Annotated in this window: 13 protein-coding genes; 9 read left to right on the top strand and 4 right to left on the bottom strand. The window is 69.9% G+C overall.

Features of this window, described 5'->3' with window-relative positions:
* Nucleotides 1–9: 9 nt before the first annotated feature.
* Nucleotides 10–1,719, bottom strand: a complete 1,710-nt coding sequence (locus Q8N19_RS04925; protein ID WP_305588517.1) for a CHASE domain-containing protein — start codon at nucleotides 1,717–1,719, stop codon at nucleotides 10–12.
* A gap of 114 nt (nucleotides 1,720–1,833) precedes the next feature.
* On the opposite strand from Q8N19_RS04925, the gene Q8N19_RS04920 reads away from it, so the two are divergent.
* Nucleotides 1,834–2,028, top strand: coding sequence for a DUF4169 family protein (locus Q8N19_RS04920; RefSeq protein ID WP_305588516.1), 195 nt, complete (start codon nucleotides 1,834–1,836; stop codon nucleotides 2,026–2,028).
* On the opposite strand, the gene Q8N19_RS04915 is transcribed toward Q8N19_RS04920, so the two are convergent.
* Nucleotides 2,025–2,795 (bottom strand): Coq4 family protein, encoded by a 771-nt coding sequence (locus Q8N19_RS04915; protein WP_305588515.1) that lies wholly within the window; start codon nucleotides 2,793–2,795, stop codon nucleotides 2,025–2,027. The genes Q8N19_RS04920 and Q8N19_RS04915 overlap by 4 nt on opposite strands.
* A gap of 100 nt (nucleotides 2,796–2,895) precedes the next feature.
* Between Q8N19_RS04915 and Q8N19_RS04910 the strand changes: the two genes are divergently transcribed.
* Nucleotides 2,896–3,117, top strand: coding sequence for a ribbon-helix-helix domain-containing protein (locus Q8N19_RS04910; protein WP_305588514.1), 222 nt, complete (start codon nucleotides 2,896–2,898; stop codon nucleotides 3,115–3,117).
* Here Q8N19_RS04910 and Q8N19_RS04905 read toward each other — a convergent pair.
* Together Q8N19_RS04905 and Q8N19_RS04900 are read right to left on the bottom strand one after the other, a co-directional pair.
* Nucleotides 3,114–4,748: an amidohydrolase family protein gene (locus Q8N19_RS04905; RefSeq protein ID WP_305588513.1), complete on the bottom strand. Its 1,635-nt coding sequence runs from the start codon at nucleotides 4,746–4,748 to the stop codon at nucleotides 3,114–3,116. The genes Q8N19_RS04910 and Q8N19_RS04905 overlap by 4 nt on opposite strands.
* Nucleotides 4,749–4,836: 88 nt before the next feature.
* Entirely contained in the window at nucleotides 4,837–6,444 is a 1,608-nt protein-coding gene (locus Q8N19_RS04900) for an amidohydrolase family protein (RefSeq protein WP_305588512.1), read from the bottom strand.
* 632 nt (nucleotides 6,445–7,076) lie between these two features.
* Here Q8N19_RS04900 and Q8N19_RS04895 point away from each other — a divergent pair.
* The 7 genes from Q8N19_RS04895 to Q8N19_RS04865 form a co-directional block, all read left to right on the top strand.
* Nucleotides 7,077–9,830 (top strand): TonB-dependent receptor domain-containing protein, encoded by a 2,754-nt coding sequence (locus Q8N19_RS04895; RefSeq protein ID WP_305588511.1) that lies wholly within the window; start codon nucleotides 7,077–7,079, stop codon nucleotides 9,828–9,830.
* Nucleotides 9,831–9,965: 135 nt separating this feature from the next.
* Entirely contained in the window at nucleotides 9,966–11,591 is a 1,626-nt protein-coding gene (locus Q8N19_RS04890; protein ID WP_305588510.1) for an amidohydrolase family protein, read from the top strand.
* Between the two features lie 69 nt (nucleotides 11,592–11,660).
* A complete protein-coding gene (locus Q8N19_RS04885; protein ID WP_305588509.1) occupies nucleotides 11,661–12,650 on the top strand; it encodes a MoxR family ATPase in 990 nt (329 codons plus the stop codon).
* A 9-nt stretch (nucleotides 12,651–12,659) separates the two neighbouring features.
* The gene (locus Q8N19_RS04880) at nucleotides 12,660–13,568 is read left to right on the top strand and encodes a DUF58 domain-containing protein (RefSeq protein WP_305588508.1); all 909 of its coding nucleotides are present in this window, start codon (nucleotides 12,660–12,662) and stop codon (nucleotides 13,566–13,568) included.
* Nucleotides 13,565–14,590: a VWA domain-containing protein gene (locus Q8N19_RS04875; RefSeq protein ID WP_305588507.1), complete on the top strand. Its 1,026-nt coding sequence runs from the start codon at nucleotides 13,565–13,567 to the stop codon at nucleotides 14,588–14,590. Before Q8N19_RS04880 ends, Q8N19_RS04875 begins: the two co-directional genes overlap by 4 nt.
* Complete coding sequence (locus tag Q8N19_RS04870) at nucleotides 14,587–16,320, top strand: VWA domain-containing protein (protein WP_305588506.1); 1,734 nt, start codon at nucleotides 14,587–14,589, stop codon at nucleotides 16,318–16,320. Before Q8N19_RS04875 ends, Q8N19_RS04870 begins: the two co-directional genes overlap by 4 nt.
* The coding region (locus Q8N19_RS04865) for a BatD family protein (RefSeq protein WP_305588505.1) at nucleotides 16,314–18,134 on the top strand (1,821 nt) is incomplete at its 3' end. The genes Q8N19_RS04870 and Q8N19_RS04865, both read left to right, overlap by 7 nt.

Below are 18,134 nucleotides of genomic sequence, written 5' to 3'. Positions count from 1 at the left end.
CCCGCGGGTTCACGCCGCAGCGCCCACCGAGAGCATATCGCTGTCCACCTGGCGGGGAACATCGAAGCTGATCGTGCAGCGCACGCCATCGGGGGCGAAGTCCAACTTCACATCCCCGTCCAGCTGATGGGCCAGGCCCCCGACGATCAGACGCGTGCCGAACCCTCGGCGCGTGGGCGGCGTCACCGGCGGCCCGTCCATCTCGCGCCAGCTCAAGGTCAGGCGCTCGGCGTCCGCATTCAGCTCGGCCAGGACCCAGTCGAGAACGATCCTCCCTTCCGGAACTGACAGGGCGCCGTACTTCACCGCATTGGTGGTCAGCTCATGCAGGGCCATGCCGAGCGCCACGGCGGTGTTGGGCGCGAGCCAGACGGCTGGACCCTGCATCTCGATCCGGTCGTCGGCCGGGCCGCAATAGGGGCGCAGTTCGGTCAGCGCCAGCTCGGCCAGATTGGCGCCGCGCCAGCCGTCTCGGGTCAGCAGGTTGTGAGCCTGAGACAGGGCGATCAGCCGGTTCTCGAAATTGGCCCGCACGCTCTCCACATCGCTGGCCTCGCGCAGGCTCTGGGCGGCGATGGACTGGACGGTGGCCAGGGTGTTCTTCACCCGGTGATTCAGTTCGTCGAGCAGCAGTTTCTGGCGGGCCTCGATCGCCTTGCGGGCGGCGACCTCCCGCTCGGCGGCCATCCGCGCCATGCCTTGCCGCCAGGTCGCCGCCGCCACCAGGATCGTGGCCAGGACACCCCCGAACAGGAAGGCCCAGACAAGCTGGCGCGCGGCGCTGGCCACATAGTCGGGTCCGGCTCGGTAGACCACCGTCCAACTGCCGCCTGCCACCTCGATCTGGCGGATCGCCAGCGGGCCGAAGTCCACCCAACCCGCCCCCGGATCTGACCGGAAAAGCAGATTCTCCGGGCGAACCGGGCCGTGATAGACGGCGTAGCGATAGGGACGATGCGAAATGGTGTCGAACACCGCCTGGAGCAGGTCGCCCGCGCGGAACGGCGCATAGACGAAGCCGATCAGATCCTCTCGTCTGGCCTCCACCGTCGGAGGAACACGACCCCCAGCATAAACGGGCTCATAGATGAGGAACCCCGCCTGCGGGTTTTCATCGATCTCCTGGACCAGCCGCACCTTGCCGGACATGGCCGCCTGGCCGCTGTCCCGGGCGCGGGCCATGGCTTCGCGCCGCACGGGCTCGGCATACATGTCAAAGCCCAGGGCGAGCTGGTTGCGCTCGTCCTCCGGCTCCAGGAACAGAATGGCGTGACGTTCCTCCTCCCCAGCCCGGGGCGGAGGCTTCAGGGTGAAGTCGGCGCGGCCGGCGGCGCGCATCTCCGCCTGCAGCGGCTCGGCGCCGCCCGCCGGGATACGGGCCGAAAAGCCGATCCCCTGGATGCCCGGATAGCGCTGCGTCAGCTGCACCCGGTCGGCGAAGCTCCGAAACTCTTCATGATTGACCCGCTCGCTGGCGGCGAACAGGCCAGCGCTGGCCTGCAGCACCGCCACATAGGTGGCCAGCCGATCGGCGATCGTGCCGTTGGCCTGGTCGACCAGGGACGCAAACCGCTGCCGTTCGCGGGCCTCGGCCAGCCGCTCGATCACCAGGGCGCCGGCGACACTGGCGACGAGACCAAGCACCAGGATCAGGACCGGCAGGCCCGGGACCCTGGACCTCAGGCGCGCCCAGGGCGCCATGGGTGTCGTCTTGGCCACATCGGCCCCCTCGCTACACCCCTTCTGACTGCCCTATTCGTCCGGGACTGTCGAGAACGGCGCCCTGGTCCCGCTTGCCCGGAGCCGGCGACTGGCGCAGGATTTCACCCACCGATGGAAAGGGTTCCCATGGGCGAGATCGTCAATCTGAACAAGGTTCGCAAGGCCCGCGCCAAGGCCGCGGCCGGCGACCAGGCCAAGGTCAACCGGGCGAGTCACGGCCGCACCAAGGGCCAGACCCTGGCCGAACAGCTGGAGGCCGAGCGCCAGCGCCGCAAGCTCGACCAGGCCCGTCGCGACGACGACTAGGTCTTCGGCGCCTCATCCCGCGCTTCGGGAGGAATGGCGTCATAGATGGTGGGCGGGGTGATGTTCAGCCGTCGCCGGGCGGCGTCCAGGGGCTCGGCCATCAGGGCCTCGTAGTCCTCGCCCAGCAGCCAGGCGGCCGCCTTGCCCCGCTGATAGCCCTGCCAGATCGCTCTGGCGTAGGGGTGCTTGGCGTTGCGGCCCCGCAAGGCGCCGCCCACCGCGATCAGCGCCCAGCCCAGGCCGCGGGTCTGGGCATAGGAAAAGGCCACCAGGCACCCCTCCCCCAGACCGTCGCGGTGATAGCCGCTGAGCACGTGCCAGATGTCGTGGACATCGCGGGTGCGGCGGCCAAACCAGGCATAGGGATGCATGACCTCGATCGGCTTAGCGCCCTGGCGGCTGATCTGCGCCAGACCCTCGGCCGACAGCTGCTCGCTGCGGATGAAGTCGCGATAGGCGTGACCGACGGAGCCCTGCGGGAGGCTGTCGAGCCAGGCGTCGTCCATCAGTCGGGCCTCCAGCTCCACGCGCTCATAGGCGATGCGGCCGCCCTGCGGGGTCTCCAGCAGGCGCTGATAGCCCCAGGCCGAGGCGCCGCCGTTCAGGGCGCGCATGATCTCGAAGACCTGGACCGTGTCTTCCTTGTCCGCCAGCAGCCGGCGGAGCGCCTTCAGGGCCGCACCCCATTGCAGGCGGGGCTTGGGCAGCCGCTGGGCCGCGGGCGCCCGGGCGGTATGCGGGGCGTAGCTGTCGGTGGCGAGGCTCATGGTCGTCTCCCGTCGCAGGCGGCAAAGATGACGCGGGCGTCAGGCTCAATCAATGCCCTGCGAACCTTGCCGCGGCGTTTCCCGTGCGCAAGAAAGGACCATGGCGCGCCTGAAGAAGCGATCAATCCTGCTGGCCGGCCACGCCACCTCCGTGGCGCTGGAGCCCGCCTTCTGGGCGGCCCTGGAGGACCTGGCCTCAGATCGCGGCCTCAGCCTGTCCGCCCTGGTCACCGAGATCGACCTGGCCCGCGGCGACCAGGGCCTGGCCTCATCCTGCCGCCTGGCCGTGCTGGATCACCTGATCGCGCAGCAGCGTCCCTAGGAGGTTGGACACCCCGGCGTCGTCGGATCGGGCCGCACGGCGTTCGGACGCGCAGGCCCCAGCAGCGGCCGGCCGGGCATGGCGCCGGTCAGGGCGCCTGAGCGGATCACGGGCGCGCCGTTGATGACCACATGTCGGATGCCGACGGCGTACTGGTGCGGCTCATCGAAGGTGGCCTTGTCGGCGATGGTCTCGGCGTCGAAGACGGTGATGTCGGCGAACATCCCCTCGGCCAGGCGCCCGCGCTCCGTCTGGCCGATCTGGTCGGCGGCGAGCGAGGTCATGCGGCGCACGGCGTCCTCCAGGGTGATGACCTTCTGCTCGCGAACATAGCGGGCCAGCACCCGGGGAAAGGCGCCATAGGTGCGCGGATGCGGGAAGCCGTCGCCGAAGCCCACCGGGTCGCCATCGGTCTCGATCATGGCCAGCGGGTGCTGCAGGATGCGCACCACATCGGCCTCGTCCATCACGTGATAGATGGCCGTAAACCCGCCCTTGAGCTGCAGCTCGATCAGCAGCTGGATCGCGTCCTCCGGCGTACCCGCCAGCCCGCGATCTCTGGCCAGATCGGCCAGGGTCTTGCCGTTATAAGCGGGGTCGGCGGCGAGGCTGCGGAACTGCAGGCGCGTCAGGTCGGCCCCGCCCCGCTGGACCATCAGGATCCGCATCATCTCGGCCTCGACCCTGGCCCGGACCTCCGGATCCTCCATCCGCGCCTTGAAGCCGTCTGGGCCGCCGGCCAGGGCCCAGGCGGGGAACATCACCGCCGAGGAGGAGCTGGAGGCCGCATAGGGATAGAGGTCGTGGGTGATGTCGAGGCCCCGGGCGCGGGCCGCGTCGATCATGGCCAGGGTCTTGACGCTCCAACCCCACTGGGTGGAGCCCATGGCCTTGTGGTGGTTGATCTGGCCCGGCAGCCCGGCCTGTTCGGCGACGTCGATCACCTCGGCCACGGAGTCCAGCACGCCGGCGCCTTCATCACGCATGTGCGAGACATAGATCCCGCCCCAGCAGGCGGCGACCTTGGCCATGGCGATGACCTCTTCGGGCCGGGCGTAGTTGGCCGGCACATAGACGAGGCCCGTGGACATCCCCAGGGCCCCATCGGCCATGGTGTCGGCGATGATCTTCTGCATCCGCGCCAGCTCGGCAGCGTCCGGCGCCCGGTTGGCCATGCCCAGCACCTGGGTGCGGGCGAAGCTGTGGCCGGCGAAGAAGCCGACATTGGGGGCGACCTTCAGGGCCTCCAGATAGGGCTTGAGCGGATAGGGCTGCGGCCCGCTGTGCAGGCTGGCGATGATGCTGGTTATGCCCTGGCGGACGAAGTTCTCGGCCAGGGGAAACTCGTGGATGTTGTCGGCGATGTGGGCATGGTTGTCGATGAAACCGGGCGCCACGATCAGGCCGCGGGCGTCGAGGGCAGCGTCGCCATCCTCGGCCTTGAGCCCGTCCGGGGCGATCTTCACGATCCGGTCGCCCTTGATGGCCACGACGGCGCGATAGGCAGGCTTGCCTGTGCCATCCACCACCTGCCCGCCCAGGATCACCAGGTCGAACTCGGCGGCCTGGACGCCGCCCGCCCCCATCAGGGCAGTGGCGAGCAGCAGGGATCTCAAGGTCGCGCGGCGCATCGGCGGGCTCCTGGACTGAAGGGGTGTCGAAGAAGGTTCGGACCGGCGCCGCCTGTGGGGGAGACGGCGCCAGCCCTGGCCGGCGCGGCTAGCGGCCGCGCAGGATCACCCGGCCGGCGCGTTCGGCGGTCACTTCGCCTTGCGCCAGGGCCGCCTTGCCGTTGACGAAGACGTAGGTCATGCCTTCCGAATAGGCGTGCGGCTTGGGATAGGTGGCCACGTCGCGCACCGTCTCCGGATCGAAGACCAGCACATCGGCGTAGTAGCCAGGCTTGATCAGCCCGCGATCGGGGATGGCGAACACCTGCGCCGGCAGGCCGCTCGACGAGTGGATCGCCTGGGCCATGCTGATCACGTTCCGGTCAAGCACATAGCGCCGCAGCTTGCGGGGATAGGCGCCATAGGCGCGGGGATGCTCAGCCCCCTCGCCAAAGGTCACCAGGGCGCCATCGGACGAGGTCATCATCCAGGGCTGCTTCATCAACAGCTCCAGGTCTTCCTCATTCATGTTGAACGAGACGATACCGGCCCCGCCCTTGATCAGCAGGTCGATAGCGGTGTCCAGCGGGTCCTTCAGGTTGCGCCGCGCGATCTCGTCCAGGCGCATCCCCTCCAGGGACGGATCGGCGCTGTAGCTCGAGATCATGATGGCGTTGGCGCCGGCCCGGCGGGCCAGATTCTCGACCATGCCCTCGCGGATCAGGGCCCGCTGCTCGGGGTTCTGCAGGCGCTTGGACAGGGCGTCCTGCCCGCCCTCCTGCGCCCAGCCGGGGATCAGGGCCGCCGAGAGGCCGGTGCTGGAGGCGGCATACGGATACTGGTCGGCCCAGATGGACAGGCCCTCGGCCCGGGCGGCCTCGATCATCTCCACCGCATCGTCCGACAGACCCCACACCGTGGGGCCCAGCATCTTCATATGGCTGACCACGCCGGTGATCCCGGTCTGGCGGGAGACCTCGATCAGTTCGGCCACCGAGGCCAGCACGCCGATGTCATAGCTGGACTCATCGCGGATATGGCTGGTGTGAAAGGCGTTCGGAAACTCCGCGGCCACCTTGGCTAGGGCGGCGATCTCGGACGTGTCGGAGTACTTGCCCGGCACATAGAAGGGACCGCTGGACATGCCGAGCGCGCCAAAGGTCATGGCCTCGCGCACCAGGCCCTGCATTTCCGCAAGCTCCGCGGCCGTGGGCTTACGGTTCTCAAGGCCCATCACCTCGCGGCGAACCCCATTGTGGCCGATCATCGGGATGACGTTGACGCCCGGCTTGTTCGCCTCGATGGCCGCCACCTGTGGGCGCAGGTCAGCTGGGCCGCCGCCGTCCGGATTGATCATCGCCGTGGTGATCCCCTGGGTGAGGACCGAGATGGCCGGCGCCAGTTCCGGAGTCTCGATGCCGGGGGCGGCGTGGGAATGGGTGTCGATGAAGCCCGGAGAGACGTACTTGCCCGAGGCGTCGACCACGGTGGCGGCCGTCGCGCTCGCCGCAATCTCGCCCACCTCGACGATCCGGTCGCCCTTGATGGCCACGTCGGCCACGCGGCCCTCCGCGCCCGTGCCGTCGAACAGCAGGCCGCCGCGGATCAGGACGTCATAGTCCTGGGCCTGGGCGAGCGAACCGCCCGCCGACAGGAGCCCGACGGCGAGGCCGGCCGCCATCAGCCGGCGGCGAAGGGATTGGGGCTTGGTCGTCATCATCGATCCTCGTCCAGGTTCGCCGGCCCGCGCCAGTCACCGCACGCTGCGGCGCTATATTGACATCGGGCATGCACGAATCTTCTCGCGCCATCGCAACAAGGACGAACGTCCGTCCCCGAAGTGTTCGCAGCGTGTCAGCGGGCTGACTCTAGTGTCAATCAAGATAGCCCTTCCGAATATTGCGCCATCAATAGCCTGACGACATGGCGGCCAGGTCCGGCGTCGCCGGCGCCCTGACCCGCAGCCGGCCCCGCATTCAGCCCCCGCGCGGTCCCAGGGCGAGGCTATATGGCCCCCCAGGGGCGGGCGACTCCGCGAAATCGGAAGGTGTCGAAACCGAGGCGGCGTAAGGCGCAACGCAGTGTCGCGGGTCATCCGGGCGTCTCCACCCATGACTGAGGGTTATGGGCCGCGCAATATTCCGAAGGGGAGCCGGCGTTGACACCCGCGCAGGGGGCCGACAACCTCATATCGAATACGAACGCAGATCGTCGCTATGCCGGGGATGCATAATAAACCGGGTCGCGAAAAGAACAATCTGCTTATCGTCAATTCCGAGGGGGCTAGTCATGTCAAGAAATGTTCAAATGCGCGTTGCGCAGACTCAGGGCTGGAAATCTGCTCAAAAATTGGGCCTGGCCAGCGGGGCGTCGCTGATCGCCCTGGTGATCGGAGCTGCGGCGGCCGGCTCGGCCCAGGCCCAGACGGCCCCGGCCAGCGTCGAAGAAGTGGTGGTCACCGGCACCCGGGTCGTCCGTGACGGCTATCAGGCGCCGACCCCGCTCACCGTAATCAGCGAGACCGAAATCCTGGCCGCGGCCCCCTCCAACGTCGCCGACTTCGTCAACGACATCCCCTCCATCGTCGGCAGCGCCACGCCGCAGACCTCCAACGCCTCGATCAGCGCCGGCACGTCGGGCGTGAACGCGCTGAACCTTCGCGGCCTGGGGGGCACCCGGACCCTGGTGCTGCTGAACGGTCAGCGGTCGGTGGGCTCGACCATCACCGGCGCGGTGGACGTCAACACCTTCCCGCAGGGGCTGATCAGCGGCGTGCAGATCGTCACCGGCGGCGCCTCGGCGGCCTATGGCTCCGACGCCGTGAGCGGCGTGGTCAACTTCATCCTCGACACCAACTACCAGGGCTTCAAGGGCTCCATCGAGGGCGGCCAGACCACCTATGGCGACGATGACCAGTATCGGGTCAACCTGACCTATGGGACCGCCTTCGCCGGCGGCCGCGGCCAGCTGCTGCTCAATGGCGAGATCGCCGACCGCGAGGGCATCTACGGGGTGCCGCGGGACTGGAACAACGACGGCTGGTACATCATCACCAACCCGGCCTATGTCCCCGGCAACGGCCAGCCCGAGCGTCTGGTCACCAGCGGGGCGGGCCTGTCCAACGCCAGCCCGGGCGGCATCATCGTCAATACTCCCCTGCGCGGCACCACCTTCGGGGTTGGCGGCGTGGTGGGCCAGCAGGCCTACGGCGTCACCCGCGATCCGTGGATGATCGGCGGCGACTGGCGCGCGGTCCAGGTGAACGACAAGCAGTCCCTGAACGCCGACGACCGCCGCAAGGGGATCTTCGCCCGGGTCAGCTATGACATCACCGACAATATCGAGGTGTTCGCCCAGGCGTCCTACAACACTCACGCCTCCCTGGGCTGGACCGGCGTCCAGTTCAATCAAGGCAATGTCACCATCCGGTCGGACAACGCCTTCCTGCCGGCCAATATCCGCCAGCAGCTGGCCGCCCTGAACATCGCAAGCTTCAGCCTCGGGACCACCAACGCCGACCTGCCGATCCGCAAGACCGACAATGAGCGGACGGTCACCCGTTATGTCGTCGGCGCTGAGGGCGACTTCACCGCCTTTGATCGCGCCTGGCGCTGGGACGCCTATTATCAGCGCGGCGAGACCGAGACCCTCGAGATCGCCCGGGACATCACCAACAACGCCCGCCTGGCTCTGGCCCAGGACGCGGTCTTCGCCCCCAATGGCCAGATCGTCTGCCGCTCGACCCTGACCAACCCGACCAATGGCTGCGTGCCGTTCAACCGGATGGGCATCGGCGTCAATTCCCAGGCCGCCCTGGACTACATCCTGGGCAACCCGCAGCGGGAGCAGTTCTTCACCCAGCAGGTCGCGGCCGCCAACATCTCCGGCGACCCCTTCTCCACCTGGGCGGGTCCGGTCTCCATGGCCGCAGGTATCGAGCACCGGAAGGAAGAGGTGTCCGGCTTCGTGCCCACCGAGTTCCAGTCGGGCTGGTTCGTGGGTAACTATCGCCCGACCTTCGGCTCCTACACGGTGACGGAAGCCTATGTCGAAGCGGTCATCCCCCTGGCCGAGGGCTTCGATCTGAACACGGCCATCCGCGGCACCGACTACAGCACCTCGGGCTATGTCACGACGTGGAAGGTGGGGGCAGTCTACTCGCCGATCCCCGACCTGCGCTTCCGCATCACCCGCTCGCGGGACATCCGGGCGCCGAACCTTAATGAGCTGTTCGCCGCCGGCACCAGCCGCACCAACACCCTGCTGGACCCGTTCAACAACAACCAGGCCACCCAGTTCCTGGAGCTGACCACCGGCAATCTGAACCTGGACCCCGAACTGGCCGACACCTGGGGCGTGGGCGTCGTCATCCAGCCCAGCTTCCTCCCCGGCTTCGCCGCCGCCATCGACTATTTCGATATCCAGATTGAAGGCGCCATCGGCTCGGTGACCGCCGCGACCATCGTCGACCGCTGCTTCCAGGGCAACCAGACCTATTGCGCGGCGATCACCCGGTCGGGCAACCAGATCAGCCAGGTGTCGGTGAGCCCCTTCAACTTCGCGGTCCAGAAGTCCCGCGGGGTCGACCTTGAGGCCTCCTACCGCTTCGACCTTGGCCCCGGCGCCATGGCCCTGCGGGCGGTGGGCACCTACTACCTGGAAAACTATGAGGACAACGGCATCGACGTTCCGACCGACACGGCCGGTTCGATCACCCTGCCGGAGTTCATCTACCGGGCCACGGCCACCTATACGGCCGATCCCTGGACCATCCAGCTGACCGGCCGCGGCGTCAGCGAAAGCACCTATGACAACGCCTTCATCGAGTGCACCACCGGCTGCCCGGCCTCGACCATCGCCAACCGCACGATCAACAACAACAAGATCGACGGCGCCTTCTATGTCGACCTGGCGATGACCTACGACCTGAAGCTGCTGCAGAAGACCGAGGCCTTCGTCAGCATCTCCAACCTGTTCAACCGCGACCCCGAGATCGTCGCCTACGGACCGGCCGGGACCGCCTATGGCAACCCGTCCACCAGCCAGGGCGTCTACGACATCCTCGGCCGCGTGTTCCGGCTGGGCGTGCGCTTCGAGTACTGATCCAACCTCAGCGAGGCTCGCTCCTTCGGAGCGGGCCTCGCACCGGATGTCCCGCGCGACAGGACAGGCCAGCCCTCCAGGCCAGACCGGTTCTGAGACCACGGCGCCAACCTGCCCCAGATCGTGGAGCCACCCATGTCCCGAGACCATCGCTCAGCAACACCGCCGCGCCTTGGCCGCCGCCGCTTCCTGGCCGCCGGCTTCGCGCTCAGCCTGATGGCCGGGGTCTCGGCCCAGGCGCTCGCCCAGGAATATGATGTCCTGATCCGCGGCGGCATGGTGTTCGACGGCACCGGCGCCGAGGGCAAGGTCGCCGACGTGGCGATCAAGGGCGAGCGGATCGTCGAGGTCGGCGCCATCGCGGCCACCGCCACGGCGACCACGGTGGTGGACGCCACCGGCAAATATGTCTCCCCCGGCTTCATCGACCCCCATTCCCACGCCGCCCCGGCCATCGGCACGGCCGAACTCGCCGCCGCCGTGCCGATCCTCTACCAGGGGATCACCACGGTGATGATCAATCCCGATGGCGGCGGACCTGGCGATCTCGCCCCGCAGATCGCCGACATCGAGACCCACGTCCCCGGCGTCAACGTCATCCCGATGATCGGCCATAATGGCGTGCGCCGCGACGTCATGGGCCTGGAGAACCGCAAGCCCACGCCGGCCGAGCTGGCGAGCATGGAGGCCCTGGTCAAGAAGGCCATGGACGAAGGCGCCTTCGGCCTGTCCACCGGCCCCTTCTACATTCCCGGCAAATACTCCGAGACCTCTGAGCTGGTGGCCCTGGCGCGGGTGGCGAACACCTATCCCAACGCCTTCCACATCAGCCACATCCGCGATGAGTCCAGCTATGACGTGGGCGTGCTGGGGGCGATCAAGGAGCTGATCGACGTCTCCCGCCAGACCGGCATCATCGGCGTGGTCACCCACATGAAGATGCTCGGCCCCAGCGTCTGGGGCCAGTCCGAGCCGGCGGTGGAGATGATCAACGCCGCCCGGGCCGAAGGCCTGTCCATCTGGGCAGACCAGTACCCTTACGCCGCCTCCGGCTCGTCCCTTCAGGCCTCCCTGGTGCCCGGCTGGGCGCAGGAGGGCGGGCCTGAAGCGACCGCCGAGCGCCTGCAGAATCCCGAACAGCGGGCCCTGATCCGGCAGGAGATGGTGGCCAATCTGGAACGCCGGGCCGGCGCCAACGCCATCATGATCCGCAACTACCGGGCCGATCCCTCCCTGAACGGCATGCGCCTGGACGAGATCGCCCGGCGCAACCTGCAGGACCCTCTCGACACAGCCATCGACATGCTGATCAAGGGCGGCTCGAGCATTGTCTCGTTCAACATGAACGAGAAGGATGTGGAGCGGCTGATGCAGCAGCCCTGGACCATGACCTCGTCGGACGGGGCGCTGGTCGCCTTCGGAGTCGGCGGCGAACACCCCCGGGCCTATGGCGCCTTCCCCCGCAAGTTCCGCCGCTATGTTGTCGAGCGGGAGGTGATCAGCATGGCCCAGGCCATCCACACCTCCACCGGCCTGCCGGCCCAGGTCTTCTCCATCAAGGACCGCGGCGTGATCGCGCCGGGCGCCTTCGCCGACGTGCTGGTGTTCGACCCCGAGACCATCCGCGATGTGGCCACCTACCAGGACCCACACGCCTATTCCGAGGGGATGGAGTACATCTTCGTCAACGGTCAGACCGCCGTGGCTGACGGCAAGGTGACCGAGGCGCGCCATGGCCGGGTGCTGCGGCGCGGCCAGTAGTTTAGTTCGAGACCCGGCGCGCCTGGCATGGGGCGCGCCGGTCAGATTTGTAACGCGTGGATGGTCCTGATGAGTCTCCCCGAGCCCGCCGCGCCGCCGTCACAGCCTGGCCCCGCCTGGGCGCAGCGGCTGTCGACTGAAATCGGCAAGGCGGTGCTGGGCCAGACCGCGGTGGTCGAGCGGCTGCAGATCGCCCTGCTGGTGGGCGGCCATGTCCTGCTTGAAGGCATGCCGGGCCTGGCCAAGACCCTGCTGGTCAAGTCCCTGGGCCAGGCCATGGGGCTGGACTTCGAGCGCATCCAGTTCACGCCTGACCTGCTGCCCTCCGACGTGGTCGGGACGCTCGTCTATTCCCCCCATGACGGCAGTTTCACCCCCCATCTGGGGCCGGTTTTCGCCAATATTGTCCTGGCCGATGAGATCAACCGCTCACCGGCCAAGGTGCAGAGCGCCCTCCTGGAGGCCATGCAGGAGCGGCAGGTGACCATCGGCGGAACCCGCCATCCCCTGCCCAATCCGTTCCTCGTCCTGGCCACCCAGAACCCGGTGGAGCATGAGGGCACCTATCCCCTGCCCGAGGCCCAGACCGACCGCTTCCTGTTCAAGCTGCTGCTGGACTATCCCTCCAGCGAAGACGAGTTGGAGATGCTGCGCCGCTGGGGCTCGGCCGTCCGCTCGCCGACCGTGGAGGCCGCCTCCAACGGTCCGGAGTTGCTGGCCCTGCGCCAGGCGGTGGATGAGGTGTTCGTGGCCCCGGAGATCCAGGCCTATCTGCTGGCCCTGGTGCGTCACACCCGCGACCTGGCCGCCGCGCCGGCCGGAGGCCCTCGTCCCCTGGCCTTCGGCGCCTCGCCCCGGGCGACGCTCGCCCTCTACCAGGCCAGCCGGGCGCTGGCCTTCCTGCGGGGGCTTGAACAGGTGACGCCCAACCTGGTTCAGGAGGTCGCCCCCGACGTGCTGCGCCACCGGATCGGCCTGACCTATGAGGCCGAGGCTTCGGGCCTCACCGCCGACGCCATCATCAAACAGGCGCTGGCCGCCGTCGACGTGCCCGGCTGACCCCAGCCCATGAACGCGCCCTCGCCGGTGATCGACCCGCGGGCCCAGAGCGCCCTGCGACGGCTGGAGTGGCAGTTGCGCCGCCGCTCGGTGCAGACCCTGCTGGGCGGGGCCCACCGCTCGGTGTTCCGGGGCCGGGGCATGGAGTTCGACCAGGTCGTCCGCTACGCCTATGGGGACGACATCCGCGACATCGACTGGAACGTCACCGCCCGCCTGGGCGACCTCTATCGCAAGGTCTTCGTCGAGGAGCGTGAGCTCACCGTGTTCGCCGTGGTCAGCGACGACCCGGCCCTGCAGTTCGGCTCCGGCGCAACCAGCAAGCGCGAGGTGCTGCTGCAACTGGCCGCGCTGGTCCTGATGCTGGCGGTGGTCAATCGCGAGCGGGCCGGGCTGCTGCGCCAGACCCCTGTCGGCGAGAGCCTCCACACCCCCACCCGCAGGCGGGCGCGCCTCTTGTCCACCCTGGCCGAGCTGTTCGCCGCCGAGGCGCCTGACCCCGCGCCGGCCCAGCCGTTTCGTCCCTCACCGCTCCTGACGGGGCCTGTGCCCCAAGGCGCCCTGGTGGTCTGGTTCGGCGAGATACCGCCCGAGCCGCCGCCGCCGGAATGGGCGGCCTTCCGCCGCCGTCACCCCGTGATCGGGGTCCGGGTCGAGGACCCCTGGGAACGGGCCCCGCCCGCCAGCGGCGGCTTCACCGCCTTTGATCCTGCCGCCGGTCGCCTCGCCTGGGTGGAGACGACGCCGGCCAGCCGGGCCGCCCACGCCGCCTGGCGGGCGGCCCGGGAGGAGATCTGGCGCGCCTGGTGGCCCAATCCCCTGGACCGGCTGGTGGTGGATGCGGCCGAGGATCCGCTAGCGGCCCTGGTCGGCTTCCTGCGCGCCCGGCGGGCGGGCGCAGCCCACGGCGCCCCATGAGCGGGTTTCAGTTCGCCGCTCCCGGCCTGCTTGGCCTCCTGCTGCTGATCCCGGCCCTGGCGGCCTGGCGGCGATGGCGCGGGAGGGCGCCGGTGTGGCTCGCCCCCTATGCCGCGGCCTGGAGCCCGCCCCGCGCCCTGCCCGGCGGACCCTGGAGGATGCTCTTTCTCTATGCCGTGCTAGCCCTGCTGATCGTGGCGCTCGCCCGACCGCAGCGGATCGACGAGCGGCAGGACCTGGTGTCCCGCGGCTATGACCTGATGCTGGCCATCGACCTCTCCAGCTCCATGCTGGCGGAAGACTATGTGGGCCCTGACGGCCCCATCAACCGGCTCGAGGCCATCCGCCCAGCCCTTCAGGCCTTTGTCACCGAGCGGCCCAATGACCGGATCGGCGTCGTGCTGTTCGCCGCCCAGGCCTATACGCTCGCGCCCCTGACCACCGACCATGCGTGGCTCGCCGAGCAGCTCTCGACCCTGCAGATCGGTCTGCTGGAGGACGGCACCGCCATCGGCGATGGCCTGGGGATAGCCCTGGCCGGTCTGGAGCGGCCCCGGGCGACAGAAGACGAGGCGGTGGGCCAGTTCGTGGTGCTGCTGACCGACGGCGCCAACACCAGCGGCAGCCTCACCCCGCCCCAGTCCACGGCGCTCGCCCGCTATCGAGGGGTCCCCGTCTACGCCATCGGCGCGGGTCGCAACGGCATGGTCCCCTTCCCCATCTTCGATGACCAGGGCCGGCGGGTCGGCACCCGGCAGTTTCCCTCGGCCCTCGATATCGAGGCCTTGCAGCGCATGGCCCGCGAAACCGACGGCCGCTTCGTCCAGGCGGGCGACACCGCCGCCCTGGCTGAGGCCTTTTCCGCCATCGACGCCGCCCAGAAGACCGAGTTCCAGGTCAGGACCCGCCGGGTGACCACCGAGCTCTTCCCCTGGCCCCTGGCCGGCGCCTTCGCGCTGCTGCTAGCCGCCGCCCCGGTGTGGGGCGCGGGCGTCGCGCGGCTGAGGCGGGCGCGCCCATGAGCTTTCTCTGGCCTCACATGCTGTGGCTTAGCCTGCTGCTTCCGGTCCTGATCGGCCTTGAGCTGTGGGTCGACCGCCGCCGGGAAGGCCCGGACGGGCGCGCCGGCGGCAAGATCCGGCGCGGCGCGGTGCGGGGCGGGCGGGTGCGGTTCGACCCCGGCGCGGCGCGCCCCATGGCGCGGCCGTGGAGGTTCTGGCTGGCGGTCCTGCTGCTGGCGACCGCCCTGGCGAGGCCGCAATGGGGCCAGGCGCCGCTCGCCCCGGACGATCAGGCGCCGGGCGAAGTGGTCATTGCGCTGGATCTCTCCCGCAGCATGCTGGCGACCGATGTCTCGCCATCAAGGCTGAGCCGGGCCCGGGCCCTGGCGACCGCCCTGGCCGACGACCTGCCCGAGCGGCGGATCGGCCTGATCGGCTATGCCGGCGCCGCCCATGTCCTGGCCCCGGTCAGCGAAGACCAGGCCATCCTTAGGACCTATCTGCCGCAGATCGGTCCCGAACACATGCCGGTCGCGGGCAGCAATCTCGACGCCCTGCTGGAGACCGCCCTCAACAGCTTCAGCGATACGCCCCAGGGCCGGGCCCTGGTGATCCTGACCGATGGCGAGGCCGAGCCCGGCGCCTGGCGCGAGCGGCTCGCGCCCCTGCGCAGCCAAGGGGTCCGCGTGATCGCGGTCGGCTTCGGCACGGAGGCCGGCGCCACGCCGCCGGGGCCAAGGGGAGCGCCCATGCGTCGGCCGGACGGCGCGGCGGTGGTGTCCCGGCTCAATCCTGGCCTGCTGGCCGAACTGGCGGCCGGCGGCGCCGAGGGCGGTCAGGCGCTCGACCTGGCTGGCGCGGCCGACCTTTCCGCCCTGGTGCGGACCGCCAGCGCCACTGCGCCCGAGGCCGCCGGGACCGAAGCCGGCCGCGCCCAGGGGCTGGCTGACCAGTTCGTCTGGTTCATCGCCGCCGCCCTCATCCTGCTGGCCTGGAGCGCGGCGAGCGAGGTTCCAGCCCATCCTCGCCTGCGGACGCCGCAGACGCCGGCCCCGAGCCGCGCCCTCCTACTGGCGGCCTTCGCGCTCACCCTGACGCCGGCCGGCCTGTCCCTGGCCCAGGGACCGCTGCTCACCGAGGCCGACCTGCAGGGCGAGGAAGACCCGCTCTTGCAGATGCGCGGTCTGGCCGAGGAGCTGGTGGGCCGCCGGAGGCTGAGCGCCGCCGACTACCTGCGGATCAGCGAGGTCGCCATCCGCTATGGCGAGGTCCATCGCGGCCACGGCCATGCCCTGGAGGACGGGGTCATGCGGGACGGCCTCGCCGCCGTTGTCCAGGGCCGGCGACTGGATCCTGACCTGGCCGACTGGGCGGCCGCCGAGGCCCGGTTGAACCACCTCCTGACCCCGCCGCCGCCGGTTCCCATGGAGGATCCCGGGCCTGCGGACCCCGCCAACGAGCCCATGGGCGCCACGGGCCAGCAGCCGGTGGCCGGCGAGGATGCGGGGCCTGGTGGCGATGAACCGGGAGAGGATGGCCAACAGGAGCCCACGGCCGGCGAACAGGGCCTGCAGAATGTGGGCGGCTCCACCTCCGATCAGTTTGACCCCGCCGAGTGGCGCAATCCGGCCCTGGTCCAGCCGCTGGATACCCTGCGCCGGTTGCGGGCCGCAGATTCCCCCGGCGAGCTCTTCCTTCGGCGGCAGGCGGCCCAGGCCGCCCCGCGTCCGGCGGGAGCCCAGACATGGTGAGCCCTCTCAGGTCGACCTTCGTTGGACTGGCCCTGGCCGCGGGTCTGGTCCTGCCAAGCCACGCCCAGCCGGTGACCGGCGCCTTCGAGGCGCCAGCCAAGCCCCTCTGGGCCGGGGAGGTCTTTGACCTGACCCTGGCCTGGACCGTGGACTGGAGCACCTTCGGCAATCTCGAAGGCGAGCTGGAATGGGAGTCCGCGCCATTGGCCGCCGAGCCCTGGGGCGCGCCAGCCCTGCGTGCGCCGCCGGCGCCCGGCGCCTCGCGGGCGGTGATCGAGTTCAAGACCCGGGCCATGGCCTTGGCGCCCGGCCTGACGCCGGTGGCGCCGGCCCGCCAGGTGATGCGGCTGCAGACCGGGGTGGTGGACATGGAGGAGTATCAGCGGGCGATCACCGAAACCCGGACCATCGAAAGCGCGCCCGGCCTGTTTCGCATCCGGCCCCTGCCACCGGCGCCTCAGGGCTTCCTGGGCGCGGTCGGTCAGTTCGAAGTGGAGTCCGCCGTGGAGGCCGAGGAGATCCGGGTGGGGGAGAGCCTCACCTGGCGCGTGACCCTCACAGGAACCGGCAACTGGCCCGCCATCTCCGGTCTGCCCGCCCGGCAGGTCTCCCGCGACTTTCAGGTGATCGGCGAACCGGAGCAGACCGAAGGCGCGGACGGGACCCTGTTCGAACGCACCCTGAGCGAGACGGTCACCCTGGTTCCCCAGCGGGCCGGGCGCTACGTCCTGGGCGCCTTCGAGGTGGTGGCCTTCGATCCCGACACCGGCCGCTATGTCCGCCATGTGGCCCCGCCCATCACCCTGGAGGTCCTGCCCGGCCCCCATGGCGACCTGCTGCCGCCGGAGGTCCCGCCCGGCGCCCTCCCCGATGAGGAGGCGCCCCTGCCGCCCATGCTGAAGGGCGAGGCCTCTGCCCTCGCCCCGCCATCCGACCGCCTTTTCGGCCTCGCGCTGCTGGCGGCGCCCCTGGGCCTGCTGAGCCTGTGGCTCGGACTGGCCTTCCGACGGGCCTATGAGGCTGATCCCTACCGACGGGCCCGCGGGGCCCACCGGCGCCTGGCGCGGACCCTGGCCGGTCTGGCGAACCACTCCGACCCCGCCGAAGCGCGCACCCTGGTGCGGGACTGGCAGCGGGACGCAGCCCTTCGCCTGCGCCTGGGCCTGGCCGCGCCCACCCCAGACGCCTTCGAAGACCCCCGATGGCGCGCGCTTTGGGCGCAGGCCGACCGCTTCCTCTATGGCCGGGCAGGCGTGTTGCCGCAGGACTGGACCACCCGGGCCGCCGAGCTTCATGCCGCCCTGGGGCCACCCCCGCCTTTCCGGCCGGCGACGGCGCTGCGTCGGCCCAACCTGCTGCCGGCGGCTGCGGGCCTCGCAAGCCTCGCCCTGATCCTGATGACCGGCGGGGTCCACGCCCAGGAGATGACCGCCAAGGCCCTGACAGCGCGCGTCGCCGAAGCGCCCCTGGACTGGCGGGCGCGGCACAATCTGGCCATCGCCCTGGCCGCCCAGGACCGCTGGGAGGAAGCCGCCGGCCACGCCGCCGTCGCCTTCGTGCAGAACCCCTCTGACCCGCAGGCCCGCCGCCTCTGGCTGACCACCGGCGCCAAGGCCGGTTACAGCCTGGAGCCCGGCGCCAGCGTGCCCCGGCCCCGGGACTGGCGCGGCCAGGCGATCGCGGTCGCCTCACCGGCGGTCTGGCGCTGGTTGTTGCTCGGCTTTGCAGGTCTGACCGCCGTGGGCCTCGGCGCAGGCCTCTACGCCCGTTACCGGCCCGTCCGCCATCTGGTCCGCGCCGGCCTCGGCCTGGCC

This window comes from Phenylobacterium sp., assembly GCF_030693405.1.
Taxonomy (GTDB): domain Bacteria; phylum Pseudomonadota; class Alphaproteobacteria; order Caulobacterales; family Caulobacteraceae; genus Phenylobacterium.
This window is presented reverse-complemented; position numbering and strand designations above follow the sequence as displayed.

Coding starts and splice junctions, on each gene's coding strand:
- Q8N19_RS04920 (WP_305588516.1), top strand. CDS start 1,834: ATGGAAAGGGTTCCCATGGGCGAGATCGTCAATCTGAACAAGGTTCGC.
- Q8N19_RS04915 (WP_305588515.1), bottom strand. CDS start 2,795: ATGAGCCTCGCCACCGACAGCTACGCCCCGCATACCGCCCGGGCGCCC.
- Q8N19_RS04910 (WP_305588514.1), top strand. CDS start 2,896: ATGGCGCGCCTGAAGAAGCGATCAATCCTGCTGGCCGGCCACGCCACC.
- Q8N19_RS04905 (WP_305588513.1), bottom strand. CDS start 4,748: ATGCGCCGCGCGACCTTGAGATCCCTGCTGCTCGCCACTGCCCTGATG.
- Q8N19_RS04900 (WP_305588512.1), bottom strand. CDS start 6,444: ATGACGACCAAGCCCCAATCCCTTCGCCGCCGGCTGATGGCGGCCGGC.
- Q8N19_RS04890 (WP_305588510.1), top strand. CDS start 9,966: ATGTCCCGAGACCATCGCTCAGCAACACCGCCGCGCCTTGGCCGCCGC.
- Q8N19_RS04885 (WP_305588509.1), top strand. CDS start 11,661: ATGAGTCTCCCCGAGCCCGCCGCGCCGCCGTCACAGCCTGGCCCCGCC.
- Q8N19_RS04880 (WP_305588508.1), top strand. CDS start 12,660: ATGAACGCGCCCTCGCCGGTGATCGACCCGCGGGCCCAGAGCGCCCTG.
- Q8N19_RS04875 (WP_305588507.1), top strand. CDS start 13,565: ATGAGCGGGTTTCAGTTCGCCGCTCCCGGCCTGCTTGGCCTCCTGCTG.
- Q8N19_RS04870 (WP_305588506.1), top strand. CDS start 14,587: ATGAGCTTTCTCTGGCCTCACATGCTGTGGCTTAGCCTGCTGCTTCCG.